Origin of the sequence: Streptomyces phaeofaciens (assembly GCF_014648915.1) — a bacterium.
GTDB lineage: Bacteria > Actinomycetota > Actinomycetes > Streptomycetales > Streptomycetaceae > Streptomyces > Streptomyces phaeofaciens.
In genome coordinates this window covers 108,364-129,567 of the sequence record NZ_BMSA01000023.1, presented here as the reverse complement: position 1 = coordinate 129,567, position 21,204 = coordinate 108,364, and the positions used below count along the sequence as shown (strand labels likewise).

The following is a 21,204-nucleotide window of genomic DNA, read 5'->3' as shown; positions in this document are numbered from 1 at the left end:
AGTGATCGGGTGAACGGCGACTGGCTCATACGTGGCCGCGACGGGCGGCTGAGTATCTATCTGACGTCGGACGGCGCGGTCCTGTGCCGGGCGGAACGGACACCCGGCGGGCCCTGGGACCCTCCGCGCAGGATCGGCGGTGCGCAGAAGCTGCACCCGGTCCTCGCCGTCGGCCACGGCCCCGACGGCTACGGCCATCTGACGTCGTGGCGGCCCACCGTGAAGGGGGAGGCGGGCCTGGTGCACTCCACCCACTACCGGCCGCTCCTCGCCGCCCTGGACTGGGTGCCGATCGGCCACCCCGACAAGAAGGGCGACCGTACGGGCACACCCGCCGTAGCGGTGGACGCCCAGGGCCGGGCACACGTCTTCGTCCGCAACGGTGCCGCCGGGATCGCCATGGTCGCCCAGAAGGAGAAGGGCGGCTGGGACCCCTGGTGCGCCCTGCCGGGCGAGGGCGCCGCGCAGGAGCCCGTCGCGGTGACCGGGGAGTCCGGGTGCGTCGAGGTCTACGCGGCCGGGTCCGGCGCTCTGCTGCACTGGCGGCAGCGGGAGCCGGGCGCCCGGCCGGTGCTGGAGGAGACCCTGGACGTGGTGCCGGCGCGTCCCGGCACCCTGCGGGCACTGGCCACCTCCCCGGAGCACACCACGCTCTTCTTCACCGACGACTCCGGCGACGTCCGGGCCTGGCGCCCAGGCGACAAGCCGGTCCCCGTGCTCCCGGCGGCGGGCCCCGGCCCGGTCGCCGCGATCCGCTGCGTGCTCGACGGCCACGACTGCACCCTGCTCGCCCAGCGATCGGCGAGCGGCCGGGTGGCCTTCGCCGCCTACCCCACCGAACAGGAGTCGGCCGGCGCCTGGTGGACCGAGTCCGGGCCCCGGCTGCCGGCCGACACCGAGGTGGCGCTCGCCGTGGACCACGAGGGCCGGGTGGTGGCGGCCACCCTGTCCCCGTCGACCGGCCGCCTGCTCCTCACGCGCCGCAAGGACGAACCGGGCCTGGCGCTCACGGCGTGGCAGGAGATGTAGAGCCGGACAGGGGAGAGGGCCCCCGCCGCACAGCGAGGGCCCTCTCCGGTTCGTACGGTCGTACGGCGACGACTAGGCGGGAACCGACGCCACACCCGGCGCCAGGAACTTCTTGCCGTTCACGCGCTCCGACACGCCCTCGCGGTCCAGGTACGGCGTGATGCCGCCCAGGTGGAAGGGCCAGCCGGCACCGGTGATCAGGCACAGGTCGATGTCCTGGGCCTCGGCGACGACGCCCTCGTCGAGCATCAGGCCGATCTCCTGCGCCACCGCGTCGAGGACCCGGTCCCGCACCTGCTCCTCGGTCAGGACGACGTCGCCCTGCTTGAGGAGAGCCGCGACCTCGGGGTCCAGCTCCGGCTTGCCGGAGTCGTAGACGTAGAAGCCGCGCTTGCCCGCCTTGACGACGGCCGCGAGGTTCTGGGAGACCGTGAAGCGGTCCGGGAAGGCCCGGTTGAGGGTCTCCGAGACGTGCAGACCGATCGCGGGGCCGACCAGCTCCAGCAGGACCAGCGGGGACATCGGCAGGCCGAGGGGCTCGATGGCCTTCTCGGCGACCTCGACCGAGGTGCCCTCGTCGATGACGTTCTGGATCTCGCCCATGAAGCGGGTCAGGATGCGGTTCACCACGAACGCCGGGGCGTCCTTGGTCAGGACCGCCGTCTTCTTCAGCTTCTTGGCGACGGCGAACGCGGTGGCCAGCGACGCGTCGTCGGTCCGCTCGCCGCGGACGATCTCCAGCAGCGGCAGGATCGCGACCGGGTTGAAGAAGTGGAAGCCCACGACCCGCTCGGGGTTCTTCAGCTTCGACGCCATCTCGGAGACCGACAGCGAGGAGGTGTTCGTGGCGAGGATCGCGTGCGCCGGGGCGACCGCCTCGACCTCCGCGAACACCTGCTGCTTGACACCGATCTCCTCGAACACGGCCTCGATGATGAAGTCCGCGTCGGCGAAGCCCTCGGCCTTGTCCAGGACACCGCTGACCAGGGCCTTCAGGCGGTTGGCCTTGTCCTGGTTGATGCGGCCCTTGCCGAGCAGCTTCTCGATCTCGGCGTGGACGTAGCCCACACCCTTGTCGACGCGCTCCTGGTCGATGTCGGTCAGCACGACCGGCACCTCCAGGCGGCGCAGGAACAGCAGCGCGAGCTGCGAGGCCATCAGGCCCGCGCCCACGACGCCGACCTTGGTGACCGGACGGGCCAGGGACTTGTCCGGGGCACCGGCCGGGCGCTTGCCGCGCTTCTGCACCAGGTTGAACGCGTAGATGCCGGCGCGCAGTTCACCGCCCATGATCAGGTCGGCGAGCGCGGTGTCCTCGGCGTCGTAGCCCTGCTGGAGGTCGCCGTTCTTGGCGGCGGCGATGATGTCCAGCGCGCGGTAGGCGGCCGGGGCCGCGCCGTGCACCTTGGAGTCGGCGACGAACCGGCCGCGGGCGACGGCCTGGTCCCAGGCCTCACCGCGGTCGATCACCGGGCGCTCGACCTCGACGTCGCCCTTCAGGACCCGGGCGGTCCAGATCAGCGACTGCTCCAGGAAGTCCGCGCCCTCGAACAGCGCGTCCGCGATGCCGAGGTCGAAGACCTGCTGGCCCTTGAGCTGCTTGTTCTGGTTGAGGCTGTTCTCGATGATCACCGAGACGGCCTTGTCGGCGCCGATCAGGTTCGGCAGGATCGTGCAGCCGCCCCAGCCGGGGACCAGACCGAGGAAGACCTCGGGCAGGGAGAACGCGGGAAGCGCCTTCGAGACGGTGCGGTAGGTGCAGTGCAGACCGACCTCCACACCGCCGCCCATCGCCGCGCCGTTGTAGTACGCGAAGGTGGGGACGGCCAGCGCCGACAGGCGCTTGAAGACCTCGTGGCCGCCCTTGCCGATGGCGAGCGCGTTCTCGTGCTCCTTCAGCAGCTCGACGCCCTTGAGGTCGGCGCCGACGGCGAAGATGAACGGCTTGCCCGTGACACCGGCACCGACGATCTCGCCGGCCGCGGCCTCGCGCTCGACCTGGTCGATCGCGAGGTCCAGGCGCGCGAGGGACTGCGGGCCGAACGTGGTCGGCTTGGTGTGGTCGAAACCGTTGTCGAGGGTGATCAGGGCGAAGCGCCCGGCACCGAACGGCAGGTCCAGGTGGCGGACGTGCGCGCTCGTGACGACCTCGTCCGGGAACAGCTCGGCCGCGCCCTTCAGAAGCTCAGCGGTGGTGGTGCTCACTTGTCGCCTCCGTCGAAGTGCGGGTTCTCCCAGATGACCGTCGCGCCCATGCCGAAGCCGACGCACATGGTGGTCAGGCCGTAGCGGACGTGCGGCTGCTCCTCGAACTGGCGGGCCAGCTGCGTCATCAGACGGACGCCGGAGGAGGCCAGCGGGTGACCGAAGGCGATCGCGCCGCCGTACTGGTTGACGCGCGCGTCGTCGTCCGCGATGCCGTAGTGGTCGAGGAAGGCCAGCACCTGGACGGCGAAGGCCTCGTTGATCTCGAACAGACCGATGTCGGAGATCGACAGACCCGCCTGCGCGAGCGCCTTCTCCGTGGCCGGGATCGGGCCGTAGCCCATGACCTCCGGCTCCACGCCCGCGAAGGAGTAGGAGACGAGGCGCATCTTGACCGGCAGCCCGTTCTCGCGGGCGAAGTCCTCGGACGCGATGAGGGAAGCGGTGGCGCCGTCGTTCAGACCGGCCGCGTTACCGGCGGTGACCCGGCCGTGGACCCGGAACGGGGTCTTGAGCCCGGACAGGCTCTCCAGGGTCGTGCCCGGACGCATCGGCTCGTCGGCGGTGACCAGGCCCCAGCCCGTCTCGCCCGCCTCGGCGTTCGTACGGCGCACCGAGACCGGTACCAGGTCGGCCTGGATCTTGCCGTCGGCGTACGCCTTGGCGGCCTTCTCCTGGGAGCGCACGGCGTATTCGTCGGCGCGCTGCTTGGTGATCTGCGGGTAGCGGTCGTGCAGGTTCTCCGCGGTCATGCCCATGAACAGGGCGGACTCGTCGACCAGCTTCTCGCTGACGAAGCGCGGGTTGGGGTCCACGCCCTCGCCCATCGGGTGACGGCCCATGTGCTCGACACCGCCGGCGACGGCGATGTCGTACGCGCCGAAGGCGACGGAGCCGGCGACCGCGGTGACGGCGGTCAGGGCGCCGGCGCACATACGGTCGATGGAGTAGCCGGGCACGGAGGTCGGCAGACCCGCCAGGATGCCGGCGGTACGGCCGATGGTCAGGCCCTGGTCGCCGATCTGCGTGGTCGCGGCGATGGCGACCTCGTCGATCTTCTTGGGGTCGAGACCGGGGTTGCGGCGCAGCAGCTCCCGGATCGCCTTCACGACGAGGTCGTCGGCCCGGGTCTCGTGGTAGATGCCCTTCGGGCCCGCCTTGCCGAACGGGGTGCGGACGCCGTCGACGAAGACGACATCCCTGACGGTACGAGGCACGATGGCTCTCCTCCAGGGTGCGGGATGGCACTGCTGCGACGCACTCGCTGAGCGCGCGCTCAGGACCCATGCTACTTATGGGTAACGTAGCTGCCCAGTCCCGGAGCCCCAAGCGGCGAAGGTCACACACCCGGACGCCTCCCACGGGGCCCGCGGCACGCTCACCGCCGGGGCGGCGCCGTCGACCCCCGGGGGGTCAGCACCGGCGTGGGCACGGGATGCGACCCCGGCCCCGCCCCGGTGATCACCCCGAACAGGGTCCGGGCCGCCTCTGCGCCGAACCCGTACACGTCGTGGCTCATCGCGGAGAGCGTCGGATGGGTCAGCCGGCACAGCTGCGAGTCGTCCCAGGCGAGCAGCGACACGTCGTGCGGCACGTTCAGCCCCATCTCGGCCGCCACCGCCAGCCCCGCCACCGCCATGATGTCGTTGTCGTACACGATGGCCGTCGGCCGGTCCGGCGGGGCCGCCGTCAGCATGGACCGGGTCGCCCGCGCCCCCGCCTCCCCGGAGTAGTCCGTGGCCACCTGCCACGCCCCGGCCAGCCCGAGGCTCCGCGCCGCCTGGTCGAACGCGGCCGTCCGCATCACCGTGTGGCCGAGCGCGGCCGCGCCCCCGACCCGTGCGATCCGGCGATGCCCGAGCGCCGCGAGATAGCGCACCGCCTCCGTCACCGCCGTCGCGTCGTCCGTCCACACCGACGTCAGGGTCCCGGTGAGCGAGGGATGTCCGACGGCCACCACCGGCATCCCGAGCCGCTCGGCCGCCGCCGCCCGCGGGTCGTCGGCCCGGAAGTCCACCAGGATCGCCCCGCCGATCTGCCGCCCCCGCCACCAGGACTCCTGGAGCCCCACCTCCTCCTCCACGGTCCGCACCAGCCGGAGCAGCAGCGAGCAGGAGTGCTCGGTCAGCACGCTCTCCACGCCCGACACGAACTCCATGTAGAAGGGTTCCAGCCCCAGCATCCGGGCCGGCCGGCAGATCGCCAGCCCCACCACGTCCACCCGCGAGTTCGACAGCGACCGCGCGCTGAGGTTCGGTTCCCAGCCCAGTTCCCGGGCCGCGGCGAATATCCGGTCCCGGGTCGCCTCCGCCAGCCCCGGCTTGTGGTTGAAGGCGAGCGACACGGCACCCTTGGACACACCGGCGCGCGCGGCGACGTCCTTGATGGTGACGCGGGGGGCGGGGGACGCTGTCATCGAGCGGGCTCCTGGCAGTACAGCGCGGCCCGTGCCGCGGCGGCATCCGGAGTCTCCCAGCCCTCGACGCCGATGGTCACGCGTTCCCCGGGAAGCAGCGTCACCAGCCCCCGGCCGGCCCGCGCGTCCGGCGCCAGCCGGTCCGCCTGGAGCAGCAGGTCCCGCACCAGCGTCCGGGCCGTGACCGCGACCCCGTCCGGCACCAGCTCCACCTCGAACTCCGGCTCGGGGTAAGGCACTTCACGATCCGGCACGGGGAAGTACAGCGCGCGCAGCGTTCCCCCGCCCTCGGCTTCGTTCGAGCGGGGGGACTTCCGTGCGTCGGCCACCAGGAACTCCTTCGCCCCCTGCGGCGTCAGCTCCGCCGGCACCCGCGCCACGGCCACCGCCCGCGCCCGGGCGGCCGCCTCGACGGCCCCTTCGCCGATCACCTCCCCGGCGACGGACATCCGCCGCAGCCGCACCGCCGCCGTCCACTCCCCGGCGCCCTGGTTGACGGCGGCCACCACCAGCCCCCCGTCCCGCGCCTGGAGCGTCAGCAAGCGGTCCGCGTACAGCCTGCGCAACTCGTGGTAGAGCGGTTTCTCCCGCCCGTCCCCGTCGATCGCCGCCCAGGAGGTCACCGGCCAGCAGTCGTTGAGCTGCCAGAGAACCGTCCCGGCGCACACCGGCCAGTGCGACCGCCAGTGCTCGATCCCGGCGGCCACCGCCCGCGCCTGGTTGACCTGCGTCAGATAGTGCCAGCGGTCGAAGTCCCGGTCCGGCCGGGCGAAGTGCCGGAGCAGTCCCCGCTCCAGCTTGCCGTTGCCGTCCTCCGCCTTCTGGTGGTGCAGCATCCCGGGGGAGTCCGGGTGCAGTTCCTCGCCCGGCAGCGCCCGCCGCAGGGTGGCGTACGCGGGCGGCGCCTGCCACCCGAACTCCGCGACGAACCGCGGCACTTCACTCCGGTACACGGCGTAGTCCTCCCGGTTCCACACCTCCCACGAGTGGTGGGTCCCGTGCGCCGGATCGTTCGGATGCCGCTCCCAGCTCCCCGACCAGGGGCTGCCCGCCGTGTACGGCCGGGTCGGATCCAGCTCGGCCACCACCCGCGGCAGGACGCCCAGGTAGTACCCCTCCCCCCAGGAGTCCCCGCCGAGCCGCTCCTCCCACCCCCAGTCCCGGAAACCCCACAGATTCTCGTTGTTCCCGTTCCACAGCACGAGCGACGGATGCGGCATCAGCCGTACGACGTTCTCCCGGGCCTCCGCCTCCACCTCGCCGCGCAGCGGCTGCTCCTCCGGGTAGGCCGCGCAGGCGAACGGGAAGTCCTGCCAGACCAGCAGGCCCAGTTCGTCGCAGGCGGTGTAGAAGTCCTCGCTCTCGTAGATCCCGCCGCCCCACACCCGGACCAGGTCCACCCCGGCGTCGGCGGCCTGCCGCAACCGTCTCCGGTAGCGCTCCCGGGTCACCCGGGACGGGAACACGTCGTCCGGGATCCAGTTGACGCCCCGCGCGAACAGCCGCTCCCCGTTGACGACCAGGGTGAAGCCGGTTCCCCACTCGTCCGCGGAGGTGTCCAGCTCCACATCCCGGAAACCGATCCGCCGCTGCCACACGTCGAGCGGCGCGCCCCCGTGCGACAACGTCAACTCGACTTCGTACAGCGCCTGTTCGCCATAACCGCGCGGCCACCACAGCGCGGCCCCCGGCACCTCGAGGCGGACCGTCCCGCAGCTCCCCGACACCTCGCCCCGCACCCGCAGGCCCCCCACCCGGGCCTCCAGGGCGAGTTCGGCCTCCACCCGGGTGCGCTCGACCTCGACGTGCAGTTCGACGACCCCGGTGCCGCGCTCCACCGTGACGAGCGGCCGCACCCGGGCGATCCGCGCCGTCGACCAGCGCTCCAGCCGCACCGGACGCCAGATCCCGGCCGTGACCAGGGTCGGCCCCCAGTCCCAGCCGAAGGAGCAGGCCATCTTGCGCAGGTACTGATAGGGCTCGGCGTACGCGGCGGGCCGCTCCCCGGTCCTGCCGCGCACGGCCTCCGCCTCGGCGTACGCGGAGACGAACCGCACGGTCAGCGCGCCGCTCAGGCCCGTCACGTCGTACCGGTACGAGCGGTGCATGTTCCGCACCCGGCCCAGCAGCCGGCCGTCCAGCCGGATCTCCGCCGCCGTGTCGAGCCCGTCGAAGACCAGGTCGGTCTGCTCGTGCCCGGACGTCACGGCGGGCAGCTCGCTCTCGTAACTCCACTCGCGCCGCCCCACCCACGCCACCTCCCCCTCGTTGCGGCCGAGGAAGGGGTCCGGGATCGCGCCCGCCGCGAGCAGATCGGTGTGCACACAGCCCGGCACGACGGCCGGGAGCGCCTCATCCTCGTGCCGCAGGATCCATCCGTCGTCGAGCGGTGAGGCCTCCAGCATGCGCACTCCCTAAACCGGTCAAGCCGACAACTGGGCGCCGTCTCTTCATCGTTGGCGGGAATGGGACTTTACCGGTTGAGAAAGCGCTGTCAGAGTGCCGAATCAGCCAACCCGCTGGTGCTCGTCCGTCCCTCGAACGGAGCTGATGCACATGAACCGCCGTACAGTCCTGGCCCTGACCGCGGGAGCCGCCCTGCTGCTCGCCGGCTGCACCGGAACCAGAGGCAGCGCGAAGGGCGCCGACGCCGAGGCACCCGACGACCCGTCGAAGGTGAGCGGCACCATCACGGTCCTCACCGTGCGGACCGACCTCGTGCAGGACGGCACGATGAAGAAGTACGCCGCCGAGTTCAACAGGACGTATCCCAAGGTGAAGGTCGAGTTCCAGGCCCTCACCAACTACGAGGCCGAGATCAAGATCCGGATGAACACGGAGGACTACGGCGATGTCCTGCTGATCCCCGGGGTCATCGAGAAGGACGACTATCCGAAGTTCTTCGCCTCCCTGGGCACCCAGGAGGAGCGCGGCAAGAAGTACCGCTTCACGGACTTCACCACCGTCGACGGCAAGGTCTACGGCCAGACGCCCAACGGCGTGATGCCCGGCTTCGTCTACAACAAGAGGGTCTGGCGGGAGGCCGGGATCACCGACTGGCCCACCACCCCGGACGAGTTCCTCGCCGGACTGAAGGCGATCAAGGCGAAGACGGACGCGATCCCGTACTACACCAACTTCGCCGCCCAGTGGCCGCTGACCTCCTGGACCTTCGTCAACGGCTCGGTCGGCTGCGACCCGGGGGCCACCACGAAACTCGCCGAGGGCGACCCGTGGGCGGACGGCTCCGACCTGCGCGTCGGCGACACGCTCCTGTACGACATCGTCCACGAGGGCCTCGCCGAGAAGGATCCGACGACCAGCAACTGGGAGGAGTCCAAGCCCCGGACGGCCAAGGGCGAGATCGCCACCCAGTGGCTCGGCACCTGGGCGATCATCCAGTTCCAGGACGCGGCCCGCAAGGCCGGGGTGAACCCGGACGACATCGGCTTCATGCCGTTCCCGGCCCAGGTGGACGGCACGTTCTGCGCGACCGTCGGCCCCGACTACAACCAGGCCGTCAACGTCCACTCCCGGCACAAGGAGGCGGCCCGCGCCTGGATCGACTGGTTCACCGACAGGTCCGGCTACGACCGCGACAACCTCGCCATCTCCCCGCTCAAGGACGCCCCCATGCCCGAGGTCCTCAAGCCCTACGAGGACGAGGGCGTGAAGCTCATCGAGCTGGACGACTCGGCGGGCGGCCGGGTGAAGCTCATCGACAACGAGTCCGAGGTCGGCATCAACAAGCCCGAGTACCGCCAGGACCTCGTCGACCTCGCCCGCGGCGCCAGGAAGGGCAGCCTGGACGACTTCCTGGCCGGCCTCGGCGAGAAGTGGACCGACACCCGGAAGAACGTGGGCGACTGATGCCCCCCGCGCCCACCCCCGCGCACCTCACGGAGAAGGCTGCCTCCGCGGCCGTGGCGTCGGCCCCGCGGCACGCCGCCCCCGCACCCGCCCCGCGCCGCGCCCGCACATGGCGGCTGGTCACGCCCTGGCTGTTCCTGCTCGCCCCCCTCGCCCTCCTGATCACCTTCACCTACGCGCCGATCGCCAACATGGTGGCGTACAGCTTCACCGACTGGGACGGCGTCAGCCCCGAACTGCACTACACCGGCGTCGAGAACTACACGGAGATCTTCACCAGGGAGGACCTCTTCCAGGTGTTCTTCGTGAGCGGCTACTACCTGGTCGCCTCGGCGATCCAGATCGTCGCCGCGCTGTACTTCGCGACGATCCTGAGTTTCGACGTCCGTCTCCGGAATTTCTTCAAGGGCGTGCTCTTCTTCCCGTCCCTGGTCAACGGAGTGGCGATCGCCTTCGTCTTCCTCTACTTCTTCCAGGACGGCGGCACCTTCGACACGGTCCTCGGCCTCTTCGGGTACCACACCGACCACGCCTGGCTGGGGACGCCCGCGTCGGCGAACGTCTCCCTCGCCGGCGTCTCGGTCTGGCGCTACCTCGGCATGAACTTCGTCCTGTTCCTGGGCGCGATCCAGTCCATCCCGGGGGAGTTGTACGAGGCGTCGGCGCTGGACGGCGCGAACCGCTGGCACCAGTTCCGGCACATCATCCTGCCCGGGATCAAGCCGGTGCTGACCCTGACCGTGATCCTCTCGGTCTCCGGCTCGCTGTCCGCCTTCGAGATCCCGTACATCATGACCGGCGGCGCGACCGGCACCGAGACCTTCGTGATCCAGACCGTGAAGCTGGCGTTCCAGTTCAACAAGACGGGCCTCGCCTCCGCGGCCGCCGTGGTCCTGCTGCTGATCATCCTGCTGGTGACCTGGGTGCAGCGACGTCTCGTCCCGGACGAGAGGGTGGACCTCGTATGACCCGCCGTACGACCCGCCGTACGACCCACCGACCGACCCGCCGGGCAGTCGCCCGGACCCTCGTGTACCTGTCGCTCGTCGCCGCCTCGGTGGTCGTCCTGCTCCCCCTCGGCGTCGTGCTCCTCACGTCCCTGAAGACCGAGAGCGAGACGGCGGACAGCGGCGGGGCGCTCACGCCGCCACGCGATCCGTTCCACTTCGCCAACTATGTGACGGCGTTCCAGGACGGCGGCATGCTCACGGCGTTCGCCAACACCGCCTTCATCCTGGTGATCTCCGTCGGCGGAACGGTCCTGATCGGTTCGATGACGGCGTACGCGATCGACCGCTTCACGTTCCGTTTCCGGAAGCTCGTGGTGGCGCTCTTCCTGGTGGCCGCCCTGGTGCCCGGCGTCACCACCCAGGTGGCGACCTTCCAGATCGTCCACAGCCTCGGCATGTTCGACACCCGCTGGGCCCCGATCGCCCTCTACATGGGCACGGACATCGTCTCGATCTACATCTTTCTGCAGTTCGTCCGCTCGATACCGGTCTCCCTGGACGAGGCGGCCCGGCTGGACGGCGCCAACGCGTTCACCGTCTACCGCAAGATCATCTTCCCGTTGCTGAAACCGGCGATCGCGACCGTCGTGATCGTGAAGGGGATAGCCGTCTACAACGACTTCTACATCCCGTTCCTCTACATGCCCTCACAAGATCTTGGCGTGATCTCGACGTCTCTGTTCCGCTTCAAGGGGCCCTACGCGGCCCACTGGGAAACGATCTCCGCGGGAGCGGTCCTGGTCATCCTGCCGACGCTGATCGTCTTCCTGGCGCTCCAGAAATACATCTACAACGGCTTCATGCGGGGCGCGTCCCGGTGACCGGCCGCCGGGGCGCAGGGCCGCGGGACGCGCGAGGGCGCAGGGCCACGGCGGACCCGCGGCCGCCGTGGGACACGGTTGTCCACGGCGGCCGCGCGGGTCGGCAGAGCGGGCCTCAGGAGGGCGAGGCTCGGGCCTCAGGAGGGCGAGGACAGGGCCGTGACCAGGGCGGGAGTCACCTGCTCCACCTGCCACGGCCGCGCCCCGAGCGCGGTGAGCGCGCTCGCGACGGTCTCGCCGTCCATCGGCTGCGGCGGCTCCCAGCAGACCCTTCGTACCGAGTCCGGGGCGATCAGGTTCTCCTGCGGCATGTTCAGCTTCTCGGCCAGCGCGGAGACGGCCGCCCGTGCCGCGCTGAGCCGCGCGGCCGCCGCCGGATCCTTGTCGGCCCAGGCCCGCGGCGGCGGCGGTCCCGCCACCGGCTGGCCCGGCTGCGGCAGCTGCGCCTCGGAAAGCGCCTTCGCCCGGTCGACCGCGGCCTGCCACTGCTCCAGCTGACGCCGTCCCATCCGGTGCCCGAAGCCGTTCAGCGCGGCCAGCGCGTGCACCGTGGCGGGCAGGGCCAGCGAGGCCTCCACGATCGCCGCGTCGGAGAGCACCTTGCCCGGCGACACGTCCCGCCGCTGGGCGATCCGGTCGCGGGTCTCCCACAGCTCGCGCACCACCCCGAGCTGCCGCCGCCGGCGCACCTTGTGCATGCCGGACGTGCGGCGCCAGGGATCCTTGCGGGGCTCGGGCGGCGGGGCGGAGGCGATCGCGTCGAACTCCTGGTGGGCCCACTCCAGCTTGCCCTGCCGGTCGAGCTCCTTCTCCAGCGCGTCGCGCAGGTCGACGAGCAGCTCGACGTCCAGTGCCGCGTACCGCAGCCAGGGCTCGGGGAGCGGCCGGGTCGACCAGTCGACGGCGGAATGCCCCTTCTCGAGGACGAAGCCGAGGACACCCTCGACCATGGCGCCCAGGCCGACCCGCGGGAAACCGGCCAGCCGTCCGGCCAGCTCGGTGTCGAAGAGCCGCGTCGGCACCATGCCTATCTCGCGCAGACAGGGCAGGTCCTGGGTGGCCGCGTGCAGCACCCACTCGACGCCGGACAGGGCCTCGCCGAGTCCGGACAGATCGGGGCAGGCCACGGGGTCGATCAGCGCGCTGCCGGCGCCCTCGCGGCGCAGCTGCACCAGGTAGGCGCGCTGGCCGTAGCGGTAGCCGGAGGCGCGCTCGGCGTCCACCGCGACGGGGCCGGAGCCGGCGGCGAACGCGGCGATCACCTCGGCGAGGGCGGCCTCGTCCGCGACGACGGGAGGGATGCCCTCGCGCGGTTCGAGCAGAGGTGTCGGCGCCCCGGAAACAGAAGAAGCAGTTGATCCGCCGTCGTCCGGAGGGGCGCCTCCGGTGGTTCGCAGTGAACTGGCTGCTGCGGTTTCTTGGGCGTCGGTCACCTGTCAAGGGTATCCGTGTATGGACGGCGCCCGCCGACGGAACGTTCCGTCGACGGGCGCCTCGGGGTCGTAAACCAGTCAGAGCGGTGTGATCGGCGACAGCGATCGGTAACCGCTTTCTCGGATGTGCCGGATGTTGTCGGACGGTGTCGGGCGTTCTCGGACGGTGCTCGGGCGTGTTCTCGGACGGTGCTCGGGCGTGTTCGCGGGCGGTCGGGGGCGTGCTCGGAGTGCGCTCCCGGGTGCTCGGAGTGCGCTCAGTGGATGATGCCGGTCCGCAGGGCGACCGCCACCATTCCGGCGCGGTCGCCCGTGCCGAGCTTGCGGGCGATGCGGGCCAGGTGGCTCTTGACGGTCAGCGCGGACAGTCCCATCGAGACGCCGATCGCCTTGTTGGACTGGCCCTCCGCCACCAGCCGCAGCACCTCGACCTCACGGCCGGAGAGCTCGCGGTAGCCGCCCGGGTGGCTCGGGGCACCCGGGGGGCGGCGGTGCAGACGGGCGGCGGCCGAACCGATGGGGGCGGCGCCGGGCCGGGTGGGGAGCCCGACGTTGGTGCGGGTGCCGGTGACGACATAGCCCTTCACTCCGCCCGCGAGGGCGTTGCGGACGGCGCCGATGTCGTCGGCGGCGGAGAGGGCGAGGCCGTTGGGCCAGCCCGCGGCGCGGGTCTCGGACAGCAGGGTGAGGCCCGAGCCGTCGGGCAGGTGGACGTCGGCGACGCAGATGTCGCGGGGGTTGCCGATGCGGGGACGAGCCTCCGCGATGGACGAGGCCTCGATGACATCGCGCACGCCGAGCGCCCACAGATGACGGGTGACGGTGGAGCGGACGCGTGGGTCGGCCACGACCACCATGGCGGTGGGCTTGTTCGGGCGGTAGGCGACCAGGCTTGCGGGCTGCTCGAGGAGAACGGACACCAGGCCTCCTGGGGTGGGGGACGGGCCGGCTCGTGGGGGGCTCGTGGGGATGAAGCCGGGACGAACCGTGCTTTGAAGGTCACAGTCGTCTTCGGCAGCGAACCCGGGGTCCTTTAGAAAATGATCACGATCTAGTGAGTAACAATACGTGCAATTCGGACACGCGATCGATCATCCGAAGATCGAATCGGTTTGGGTGGGTGCGGTACGGGATCGAAAGTGGCCGTATCGACAAAGAGATGGTCAATCTGGGCGGCCGAACGGGTTGGACGCCTTGCTCGAAACCGGTTTCCTCAGCGCGACTGCGGTCCGCGCCGCTGCGGCAGCGTCACCACCGACGCGTCCCCCGGGCCGGCCGGCGGCAGTCCCGCCACCTGCGCCAGCAGATCGCACCAGGCCGCCAGGTGCGCCCCCGTGTCCGGTGCCCCGCCCAGCCCCTCGCGGGGCGTCCAGGAGGCCCGGATCTCGATCTGCGAGGCGGCCGGGCGTTCCGCCAGCCCGCCGAAGTAGTGCGAACTGGCCCGGGTGACCGTCCCGCTCGGCTCGCCGTACGTCAGCCCGCGCGCCTGGAGCGCCCCGGTCAGCCAGGACCAGCACACCTCCGGCAGCAGCGGGTCCGCGGCCATCTCCGGCTCCAGCTCGGCCCGGATCAGGGTCACCAGCCGGAACGTTCCGTGCCAGGCGTCGTGCCCGGCGGGATCGTGCAGCAGCACCAGCCGCCCGTCGGCCAGCTCCTGCTCGCCGTCCACGACCGCCGCCTCCAGCGCGTACGCGAACGGGGCGAGCTTCTTCGGAGCCGGCACCGGCTCGATCTCGATCTGTGGCCGCAGCCGCGCGGCCCTCAGGGCGTCGACGGCGGCCCGGAAGGGCAGTGGCGCCGACCTGCCCCCATCCCGGTCCCCCTCGTTCGCCTCGTCCATCCCGCCAGCGCCGTCCGACAGTCGTCCCTGAGCCGCAGCCATGCGGGGAAGGTTAAGGGGAACCGGGGCCTCGCGCAGGGCAAGACACCCGTGCGGGCACCTCGGACGGCTGCGCGCTGGGCGAACACGCGCGCGGGCCGTGGGCCGTGCGGGGGGCGGCCGGGACGCCCGCGGCGGCGTGGGAGACTTGCCGATGTGAGCGCGAACGAGAGCCCCGCGGGCCACCAGCCGACAGCGACGTACGACAGTGCCTTCCTGAAGGCGTGCAGGCGTGAGCCCGTGCCGCACACGCCCGTGTGGTTCATGCGCCAGGCCGGACGCTCCCTGCCGGAGTACCGCAAGGTCCGCGAGGGCATCCCGATGCTCCAGTCCTGCATGCTGCCCGAGCTGGTCACCGAGATCACCCTCCAGCCGGTCCGCCGGCACGGCGTGGACGCGGCGATCTACTTCAGCGACATCGTGGTCCCGCTCAAGGCCATCGGTGTCGACCTCGACATCAAGCCCGGCGTCGGCCCGGTCGTCGAGCGCCCGATCCGCACCCGCGCCGACCTCGCGCAGCTGCGCGACCTCACCCCCGAGGACGTCTCGTACGTCACCGAGGCCATCGGCCTGCTCACCGCCGAACTGGGCGCCACCCCGCTGATCGGTTTCGCGGGCGCGCCTTTCACCCTCGCGAGCTACCTCGTCGAGGGCGGCCCGTCCCGCACGTACGAGAACGCCAAGGCGATGATGTACGGCGACCCGCTCCTGTGGGCCGACCTGCTCGACCGCCTCGCGGAGATCACCGCGGCCTTCCTGAAGGTGCAGATCGAAGCGGGCGCGAGCGCCGTCCAGCTCTTCGACTCCTGGGCCGGCGCCCTCGCCCCGGCGGACTACCGCCGCTCGGTGCTGCCCGCCTCCGCCAAGGTCTTCGAGGCCGTCGCCGGGTACGGCGTCCCGCGCATCCACTTCGGTGTCGGCACCGGTGAGCTGCTCGCCCTGATGGGCGAGGCCGGCGCGGACGTCGTCGGCGTCGACTGGCGCGTCCCGCTCGACGAGGCCGCCCGCCGGGTCGGCCCCGGCAAGGCGCTCCAGGGCAACCTCGACCCGACCGTCCTGTTCGCCGGGACCGAGGCCGTCGAGGCCAAGACGCGTGAGGTCCTGGAGTCGGCCGCCGGCCTGGAGGGCCATGTCTTCAACCTCGGCCACGGCGTGATGCCCTCCACCGACCCCGACGCGCTCACCCGGCTCGTGGACCACGTCCACACCCACACCGCCCGCTGACCTACCAGGTGTGCCGGGGCCGGGCCCGTCTGCCGAACAGCAGGCCGCGCGGCTCCGGCGGCGGGGGTGTGCCCGGCTTCAGCGGCCAGGCGAGCAGCATGCCCACGAGGAACCCCGCGACGTGCGCCGCGTACGCCACGGTCCCCGCGTCGGAGACGCCCTCGCCGGAGGAGTACACCGCCTGGAGCACGAACCAGAAGCCGAGCACCAGCCAGGCCGGCAGCCTGAGCGGCAGGAACACCAGGAACGGGACGAGGACCCAGACCCTGGCCCTCGGATACAGCACCAGGTAGGCGCCCAGCACGCCCGCGATCGCCCCCGACGCCCCGATCAGCGGGTCGGCCGAGTCGGCGTTCAGCAGGGCGAAGCCGTACGACGCCGCGTAGCCGCAGACGACGTAGAACAGCGCGAAGCGGACGTGGCCCATGCGGTCCTCGATGTTGTTCCCGAAGATCAGCAGGAACAGCATGTTGCCCAGCAGGTGCAGCCAGCCGCCGTGCAGGAACATGGCGGTGAACACGCTCAGCACCGGGGACTTGTCGTAGCCCGGCGGGCCCAGCAGGCAGCCGCCGGCCCGGACGCCTCCGGTGGGGACGAGCCGCGGCAGCTGATCGTGGATCAGCTCGCGCGGAACGGCGGCGTAGTGCTCCAGGAACGCGTGCAGATGGCACGTCTGGGCCAGCGTGCTGTCCCCGGCCACGGAACCGGACAGGCCGGGCATGAACACGAACACGAGGACGTTCGCCGCGATCAGCGCGTAGGTGACCACGGGGGTGCGGCGCACCGGATTCACGTCATGGACGGGGATGACCACAAGGAAGTACTGCCCCCGATCCGTTCGGTGAATCGGTGAACACGCACCGCGGACCGCGCGTATGAGTCGTCAACCGCCCGTGACCCGGGGAAGGCGGGGCGCGGGGACGACGTGAGGAACAGACGATGAACGACCGAGTGACTCCCCCCATGCACGCCACGCCCGACGGGGAGGCGGAGATATCCCTGGTGATCCGGCTGCCCTGGGAGGACGTGGCACGGCTCGGCCAGGAGGCCGGGCGCCTCGCCGCGCAGCACCAGCGGCCGGTGACGCTCGACGAGGCCGTCAGCCACCGGCTGCGCTCCAGGCCGGCACCGGCCGCGCACGCGAAGCCGGCTGCCGAGCAGCCGACCACCGCGCCGGTCTCCGCGCTGCCGCGGCTCAGCGGGACCGCTTAGGGGGTGTCTCGCCGATCATGCCGGGCTCGCGGGATCCGGCCTGATCGACGAGACACCCCCTGGGGCGGACGCGGGAGTGCGCGGGCCGGCCGCACGGCCTCCCGCGCCCCCGGGGGAACCGCCCCGGCGCCGGTTCAGGAGTTCTGCACCTTCGCCGCCGCCTTCCGCGCGGCCACCAGCACCGGGTCCCACACCGGACTGAACGGCGGGGCGTACCCCAGGTCGAGGGCCGTCATCCCCTCCACCGTCATCCCGGCCGTCAGCGCCACCGCCGCGATGTCGACGCGTTTGCCCGCGCCCTCGCGGCCCACGATCTGGACGCCGAGCAGCCGGCCCGTGCGGCGTTCGGCGATCATCTTGACGGTCATGGGGGAGGCGCCCGGGTAGTAGCCGGCCCGGCTGGTGGACTCGACGATCACCGTCTCGTACTGGAGCCCCGCCCTGCGCGCGTCCTTCTCGCGCAGTCCCGTACGGGCGATCTCCAGGTCGCAGACCTTGCTGACGGCCGTCCCGACGACGCCGGGGAACGTGGCGTAGCCGCCGCCGATGTTGGTGCCGATGACCTGCCCGTGCTTGTTGGCGTGGGTGCCCAGCGGAACATGGCGTTCCTGGCCGGAGACCAGATCGAGGACCTCCACGCAGTCGCCGCCCGCCCAGATGTCCGTACGGCCGCGCACCCGCATCCCCAGATCGGTCAGCAGCCCGCCGTGCGGGCCCAGCGGCAGACCGGCCGCCTCCGCCAGCGCGGTCTCCGGACGGACCCCGATACCGAGGACCACCACGTCCGCCGGGTACTCGGCGTCCTCGGTCACCACCGCCCGCACCCGCCCGTCCCCGCCGGCGAGCAGGCCGGTGACCTCGGCGTCGTTCACCATGGTGATGCCCAGGCCCTCCATGGCCCGGTGCACCAGCCGGCCCATGTCCGCATCGAGCGTCGACATCGGCTCGCTGCCCCGGTTGACGACGGTCACCTCGAAGCCGCGGTTGATGAGCGCCTCGGCCATCTCCACGCCGATGTAGCCCGCCCCGACGACCACGGCACGCCGTCCCCGCGCGCGGGTCAGCGTGTCGAGCAGCTCCTGGCCGTCGTCCAGCGTCTGCACCCCGTGCACGCCCTCGGCGTCCGCCCCCGGCATCCGCGGCCGCACCGGCCGGGCCCCGGTCGCGACGACGAGGCTGTCGTACGACGTCCAGTACGAGGATCCGGCCCCGGAATCGAGGCCACGCGCGCGTACCCGCCGCCCCGCCACGTCGATCTCCGTGACCTCGGTGCGCAGCCGCAGGTCGATCCCGCGCGCCCGGTGCTCCTCGGGCGTCCGGGCGATCAGCGCGTCCCGGTCGTCGACGTCACCGCCGACCCAGTACGGGATGCCGCACGCCGAGTACGACGTGAAGTGGCCGCGTTCGAAGGCCACGATCTCCAGCTCCTCGGGCCCCTTGAGCCGGCGGGCCCGGGACGCCGCGGACATGCCCGCGGCGTCCCCGCCGATCACGACCATTCGCTGCTTGCTCATACGAACACGCTACGGGGGCCCGGCACTTCAGTCCTGCTCGGGCTCGCCCGCCGGGGCCGTCCGGCGGCGCGCCCGCAGCAGCCGCAGCCAGGCCAGCACCAGCAGCACGGCCACCGCGAGGAACGGCAGCACCGCGCCGAACGCGACGGCGATCCAGCGCAGCGTCGTCACGAACGCGTCCCAGCCGCCCGCGACCGCGTCCACGAACCCGGGGTCCTCGTCCTCGGCGGCCTCATCGGCCGGCTTCTCCTGAAGGTTCAGGGTGACGGTCGCCAGGCTGGTGCGGTCCTTCAGGGAGGCCTGCTGGGAGAGCAGCGCCTCCAGGTCCGCCTCCCGGCGGCTCAACTCGCCCTCCAGGGTGACCACGTCGCTCAGTTTGGTGGCCCGGTCCATCAGCTCGCGCACCCGGGCGACGCTGGCCTGCTGCGACTTGATGCGGCTGTCGACGTCGACGACCTGGTCGGTGACGTCCTGGGCCTTCGCCGTGCGCGCCAGGAGTTTGCCCGCGCCCTGGAGGTCGGCGAGGACGTCGTCGTACCGCTCCACCGGCACGCGCAGGACGACGCGGGTGCGTTCGGCGCCGTCCTCGTCGCGGGTGGTGGACTCGTCGCCGATGTAGCCGCCCGCGTTCTCGGTGGTCGTGCGGGCCTCGTCGAGGGCCTTCGGCACGTCCTTGACCTGCACGGTCAGGGAGGCGGTGCGGATGATGCTGCTCGCGGCGAGCTGCGGGGCCGAGGTCGCCTTCGAACCGCTCGCCCCCGAGCCCTGCTTGCTGTCCTCCTGGACGGCGCCGGCCTGCTCCTCGGCGCGGCCCCCGTCGTCGCCGGCGGCGGGGGCGGCCTTGTCGGCGGCCTGGCTCCCGGCCGAGTCGTTCGCGCCACTGCAACCGGTGAGCGCGAGGGCGGCCGCGAGCAGGACTCCGGCCAGGGTGTGGACCGGTCGTACGGAACGTCGTGTGCGCATGTCTGCGTACCCCCCGAGGGTCGTGTCGGCTGACTTCGTCGACACTTCGACGCCGGACCGGGCCGGAATGTTGGGGTGCGAGGGTTCCGAACAGGTCACGGTCGGGACGCGGCGGGGCCACGGGGCACCGGCCGGACCGTCGGTGCGGTCTGAGAGAGTGGGGGACATGAGCGCAACGGGTACGGGCACGCGACGGCACGTCGTCGTCATCGGAGCCGGGATCGCCGGGCTGGCGGCGGCCCACCGGCTGCTGGCGCGCGGCGCGCGCGTGACCGTGCTGGAGGCGTCCGACCGGGTCGGCGGCAAGCTGCTGCCCGGCGAGATCGCGGGCGTCCGGGTCGATCTGGGCGCCGAGTCGATGCTGGCCCGCCGCCCCGAGGCCGTCGGCCTCGCGCGCGAGGTGGGCCTCGGCACCCGCCTGACGCCGCCGGCCACCGCGACGGCCTCGATCTGGACCCGCGGCGCCCTGCGCCCCATGCCCAAGGGCCATGTCATGGGCGTCCCCGGCACGGCGGCCGCGCTGAGCGGCGTGCTCTCCGACGAGGGACTCGCCCGCATCGGGCGCGACGCGGACCTGCCGCGCACGGAGACCGGCGAGGACGTGGCGGTCGGGGAGTACGTGGCGGCCCGCCTGGGCCGCGAGGTCGTCGACCGCCTGGTCGAGCCGCTCCTCGGCGGTGTGTACGCCGGGGACGCCTACCGCATCTCGATGCGCTCGGCCGTCCCCCAGCTGTTCGAGGCCGCGCGCACGCACACCTCGCTGACGGAGGGCGTCCGCGAGATCCAGGCCAAGGCCGCCGCCCACCAGCGGACCGACCCGGTGTTCATGGGCATCGAGGGCGGTGTGGGCTCCCTGCCGCTCGCGGTCGCGCGGTCCGTCGAGGAGCGGGGCGCGGAGATCCGCACGGGCACGCAGGTGAGCGGCCTGCGCCGGGAGGCGGACGGCGGCTGGCGGGTGACCGCCGGGGAGCGCGTGCTGCACGCGGACGCCGTGGTCGTCGCCGTCCCCGCGCCCGTCGCCGCCCGGCTGCTGGCCGCCGAGTCCCCGGCGGCCGCCGCCGAACTGGGCGCCGTCGAGTACGCCTCCATGGCCCTGGTCACCCTCGCCTACCGCCGCTCCGGCACCGCCCTGCCCGAGGGCAGCGGCTTCCTCGTCCCGCCGGTCGACGGCCGCACCGTGAAGGCGTCCACGTTCGCCTCCCAGAAGTGGGGCTGGATCGCCGACGAGAACCCGGACGTGGTGGTGCTGCGCACCTCCGTCGGGCGGCACGGCGAGACGGAGATCCTCCAGCGGACGGACGAGGAGCTGGTCGACGTCTCCCGGTTCGACCTGCGTGCCGCCACCGGCCTGGACGCCACCCCGCTGGAGACCCGCGTCACCCGGTGGACGGACGGCCTGCCCCAGTACCCGGTCGGCCACCACGCGCGCGTGGCCCGCATCCGCGAGCACGTCGCGAAGCTCCCCGCCCTCGCCGTCTGCGGCGCCCCGTACGACGGTGTCGGCATCCCGGCCTGCGTCGCGAGCGCGTACGCGGCGGTCGACCAGATCGACGGCGACCTGAGCGCCGTGCGGGAGCTCACGGCCCACCCGGTGCAGAGTCTGCACGGGGGAGCGGGAGAATGAGAAC

General features: G+C 72.1%; 17 protein-coding genes. 7 read left to right on the top strand and 10 right to left on the bottom strand.

Features of this window, described 5'->3' with window-relative positions; genetic code table 11:
* Positions 1-9: 9 nt before the first annotated feature.
* Positions 10-1,029, top strand: coding sequence for a PLL family lectin (locus IE275_RS32400; protein WP_189715769.1), 1,020 nt, complete (start codon positions 10-12; stop codon positions 1,027-1,029).
* A 72-nt stretch (positions 1,030-1,101) separates the two neighbouring features.
* On the opposite strand, the gene IE275_RS32395 is transcribed toward IE275_RS32400, so the two are convergent.
* The 4 genes from IE275_RS32395 to IE275_RS32380 form a co-directional block, all read right to left on the bottom strand.
* Positions 1,102-3,234, bottom strand: a complete 2,133-nt coding sequence (locus tag IE275_RS32395; RefSeq protein ID WP_189715767.1) for a 3-hydroxyacyl-CoA dehydrogenase NAD-binding domain-containing protein — start codon at positions 3,232-3,234, stop codon at positions 1,102-1,104.
* The gene (locus IE275_RS32390; protein WP_189715765.1) at positions 3,231-4,451 is read right to left on the bottom strand and encodes a thiolase family protein; all 1,221 of its coding nucleotides are present in this window, start codon (positions 4,449-4,451) and stop codon (positions 3,231-3,233) included. Before IE275_RS32390 ends, IE275_RS32395 begins: the two co-directional genes overlap by 4 nt.
* Positions 4,452-4,612: 161 nt before the next feature.
* Entirely contained in the window at positions 4,613-5,650 is a 1,038-nt protein-coding gene (locus IE275_RS32385) for a LacI family DNA-binding transcriptional regulator (RefSeq protein WP_189715763.1), read from the bottom strand.
* Positions 5,647-8,055 (bottom strand): glycoside hydrolase family 2 protein, encoded by a 2,409-nt coding sequence (locus tag IE275_RS32380; RefSeq protein WP_189715761.1) that lies wholly within the window; start codon positions 8,053-8,055, stop codon positions 5,647-5,649. The genes IE275_RS32385 and IE275_RS32380 overlap by 4 nt, the downstream gene beginning before the upstream one ends.
* A 151-nt stretch (positions 8,056-8,206) precedes the next feature.
* Here IE275_RS32380 and IE275_RS32375 point away from each other — a divergent pair, with 151 nt between their 5' ends.
* Genes IE275_RS32375 through IE275_RS32365 form a run of 3 tightly spaced genes read left to right on the top strand, consistent with a single transcriptional unit; the run spans position 8,207 to position 11,351 of the window.
* Positions 8,207-9,520, top strand: a complete 1,314-nt coding sequence (locus IE275_RS32375) for an ABC transporter substrate-binding protein (RefSeq protein WP_189715759.1) — start codon at positions 8,207-8,209, stop codon at positions 9,518-9,520.
* Positions 9,520-10,488 carry a carbohydrate ABC transporter permease gene (locus IE275_RS32370; RefSeq protein WP_189715757.1) on the top strand — a complete coding sequence of 323 codons (969 nt, stop codon included), beginning with the start codon at positions 9,520-9,522 and terminating at the stop codon, positions 10,486-10,488. Before IE275_RS32375 ends, IE275_RS32370 begins: the two co-directional genes overlap by 1 nt.
* Positions 10,485-11,351, top strand: a complete 867-nt coding sequence (locus IE275_RS32365) for a carbohydrate ABC transporter permease (protein WP_189715756.1) — start codon at positions 10,485-10,487, stop codon at positions 11,349-11,351. Before IE275_RS32370 ends, IE275_RS32365 begins: the two co-directional genes overlap by 4 nt.
* A gap of 137 nt (positions 11,352-11,488) precedes the next feature.
* Here the strand turns inward: IE275_RS32365 and IE275_RS32360 are convergent, their stop codons facing one another.
* The 3 genes from IE275_RS32360 to IE275_RS32350 form a co-directional block, all read right to left on the bottom strand.
* On the bottom strand, positions 11,489-12,784 hold the full coding sequence (locus tag IE275_RS32360) for a ribonuclease D (RefSeq protein WP_189715755.1): 1,296 nt from the start codon (positions 12,782-12,784) through the stop codon (positions 11,489-11,491).
* Between the two features lie 257 nt (positions 12,785-13,041).
* Positions 13,042-13,704, bottom strand: coding sequence for a response regulator transcription factor (locus IE275_RS32355; RefSeq protein WP_189715754.1), 663 nt, complete (start codon positions 13,702-13,704; stop codon positions 13,042-13,044).
* Between the two features lie 293 nt (positions 13,705-13,997).
* The gene (locus IE275_RS32350) at positions 13,998-14,666 is read right to left on the bottom strand and encodes a DUF3000 domain-containing protein (RefSeq protein WP_189715753.1); all 669 of its coding nucleotides are present in this window, start codon (positions 14,664-14,666) and stop codon (positions 13,998-14,000) included.
* Positions 14,667-14,819: 153 nt separating this feature from the next.
* Here IE275_RS32350 and hemE point away from each other — a divergent pair, with 153 nt between their 5' ends.
* Positions 14,820-15,887 (top strand): uroporphyrinogen decarboxylase, encoded by a 1,068-nt coding sequence (gene hemE / locus IE275_RS32345; protein WP_189715752.1) that lies wholly within the window; start codon positions 14,820-14,822, stop codon positions 15,885-15,887.
* A 1-nt stretch (position 15,888) separates the two neighbouring features.
* Here hemE and IE275_RS32340 read toward each other — a convergent pair whose 3' ends face one another.
* Positions 15,889-16,701 (bottom strand): rhomboid family intramembrane serine protease, encoded by an 813-nt coding sequence (locus tag IE275_RS32340; RefSeq protein ID WP_189715750.1) that lies wholly within the window; start codon positions 16,699-16,701, stop codon positions 15,889-15,891.
* Between the two features lie 125 nt (positions 16,702-16,826).
* On the opposite strand from IE275_RS32340, the gene IE275_RS32335 reads away from it, so the two are divergent.
* Complete coding sequence (locus IE275_RS32335; protein ID WP_189715747.1) at positions 16,827-17,099, top strand: hypothetical protein; 273 nt, start codon at positions 16,827-16,829, stop codon at positions 17,097-17,099.
* Positions 17,100-17,233: 134 nt separating this feature from the next.
* Here the strand turns inward: IE275_RS32335 and IE275_RS32330 are convergent, their stop codons facing one another.
* Positions 17,234-18,613: an FAD-dependent oxidoreductase gene (locus IE275_RS32330; RefSeq protein ID WP_189715745.1), complete on the bottom strand. Its 1,380-nt coding sequence runs from the start codon at positions 18,611-18,613 to the stop codon at positions 17,234-17,236.
* A gap of 27 nt (positions 18,614-18,640) precedes the next feature.
* Positions 18,641-19,576 (bottom strand): DUF4349 domain-containing protein, encoded by a 936-nt coding sequence (locus IE275_RS32325; RefSeq protein WP_189715743.1) that lies wholly within the window; start codon positions 19,574-19,576, stop codon positions 18,641-18,643.
* A 166-nt stretch (positions 19,577-19,742) separates the two neighbouring features.
* Here IE275_RS32325 and hemG point away from each other — a divergent pair, with 166 nt between their 5' ends.
* Positions 19,743-21,200 carry a protoporphyrinogen oxidase gene (gene hemG, locus IE275_RS32320; protein ID WP_189715741.1) on the top strand — a complete coding sequence of 486 codons (1,458 nt, stop codon included), beginning with the start codon at positions 19,743-19,745 and terminating at the stop codon, positions 21,198-21,200.
* Positions 21,201-21,204 lie beyond the last annotated feature (4 nt).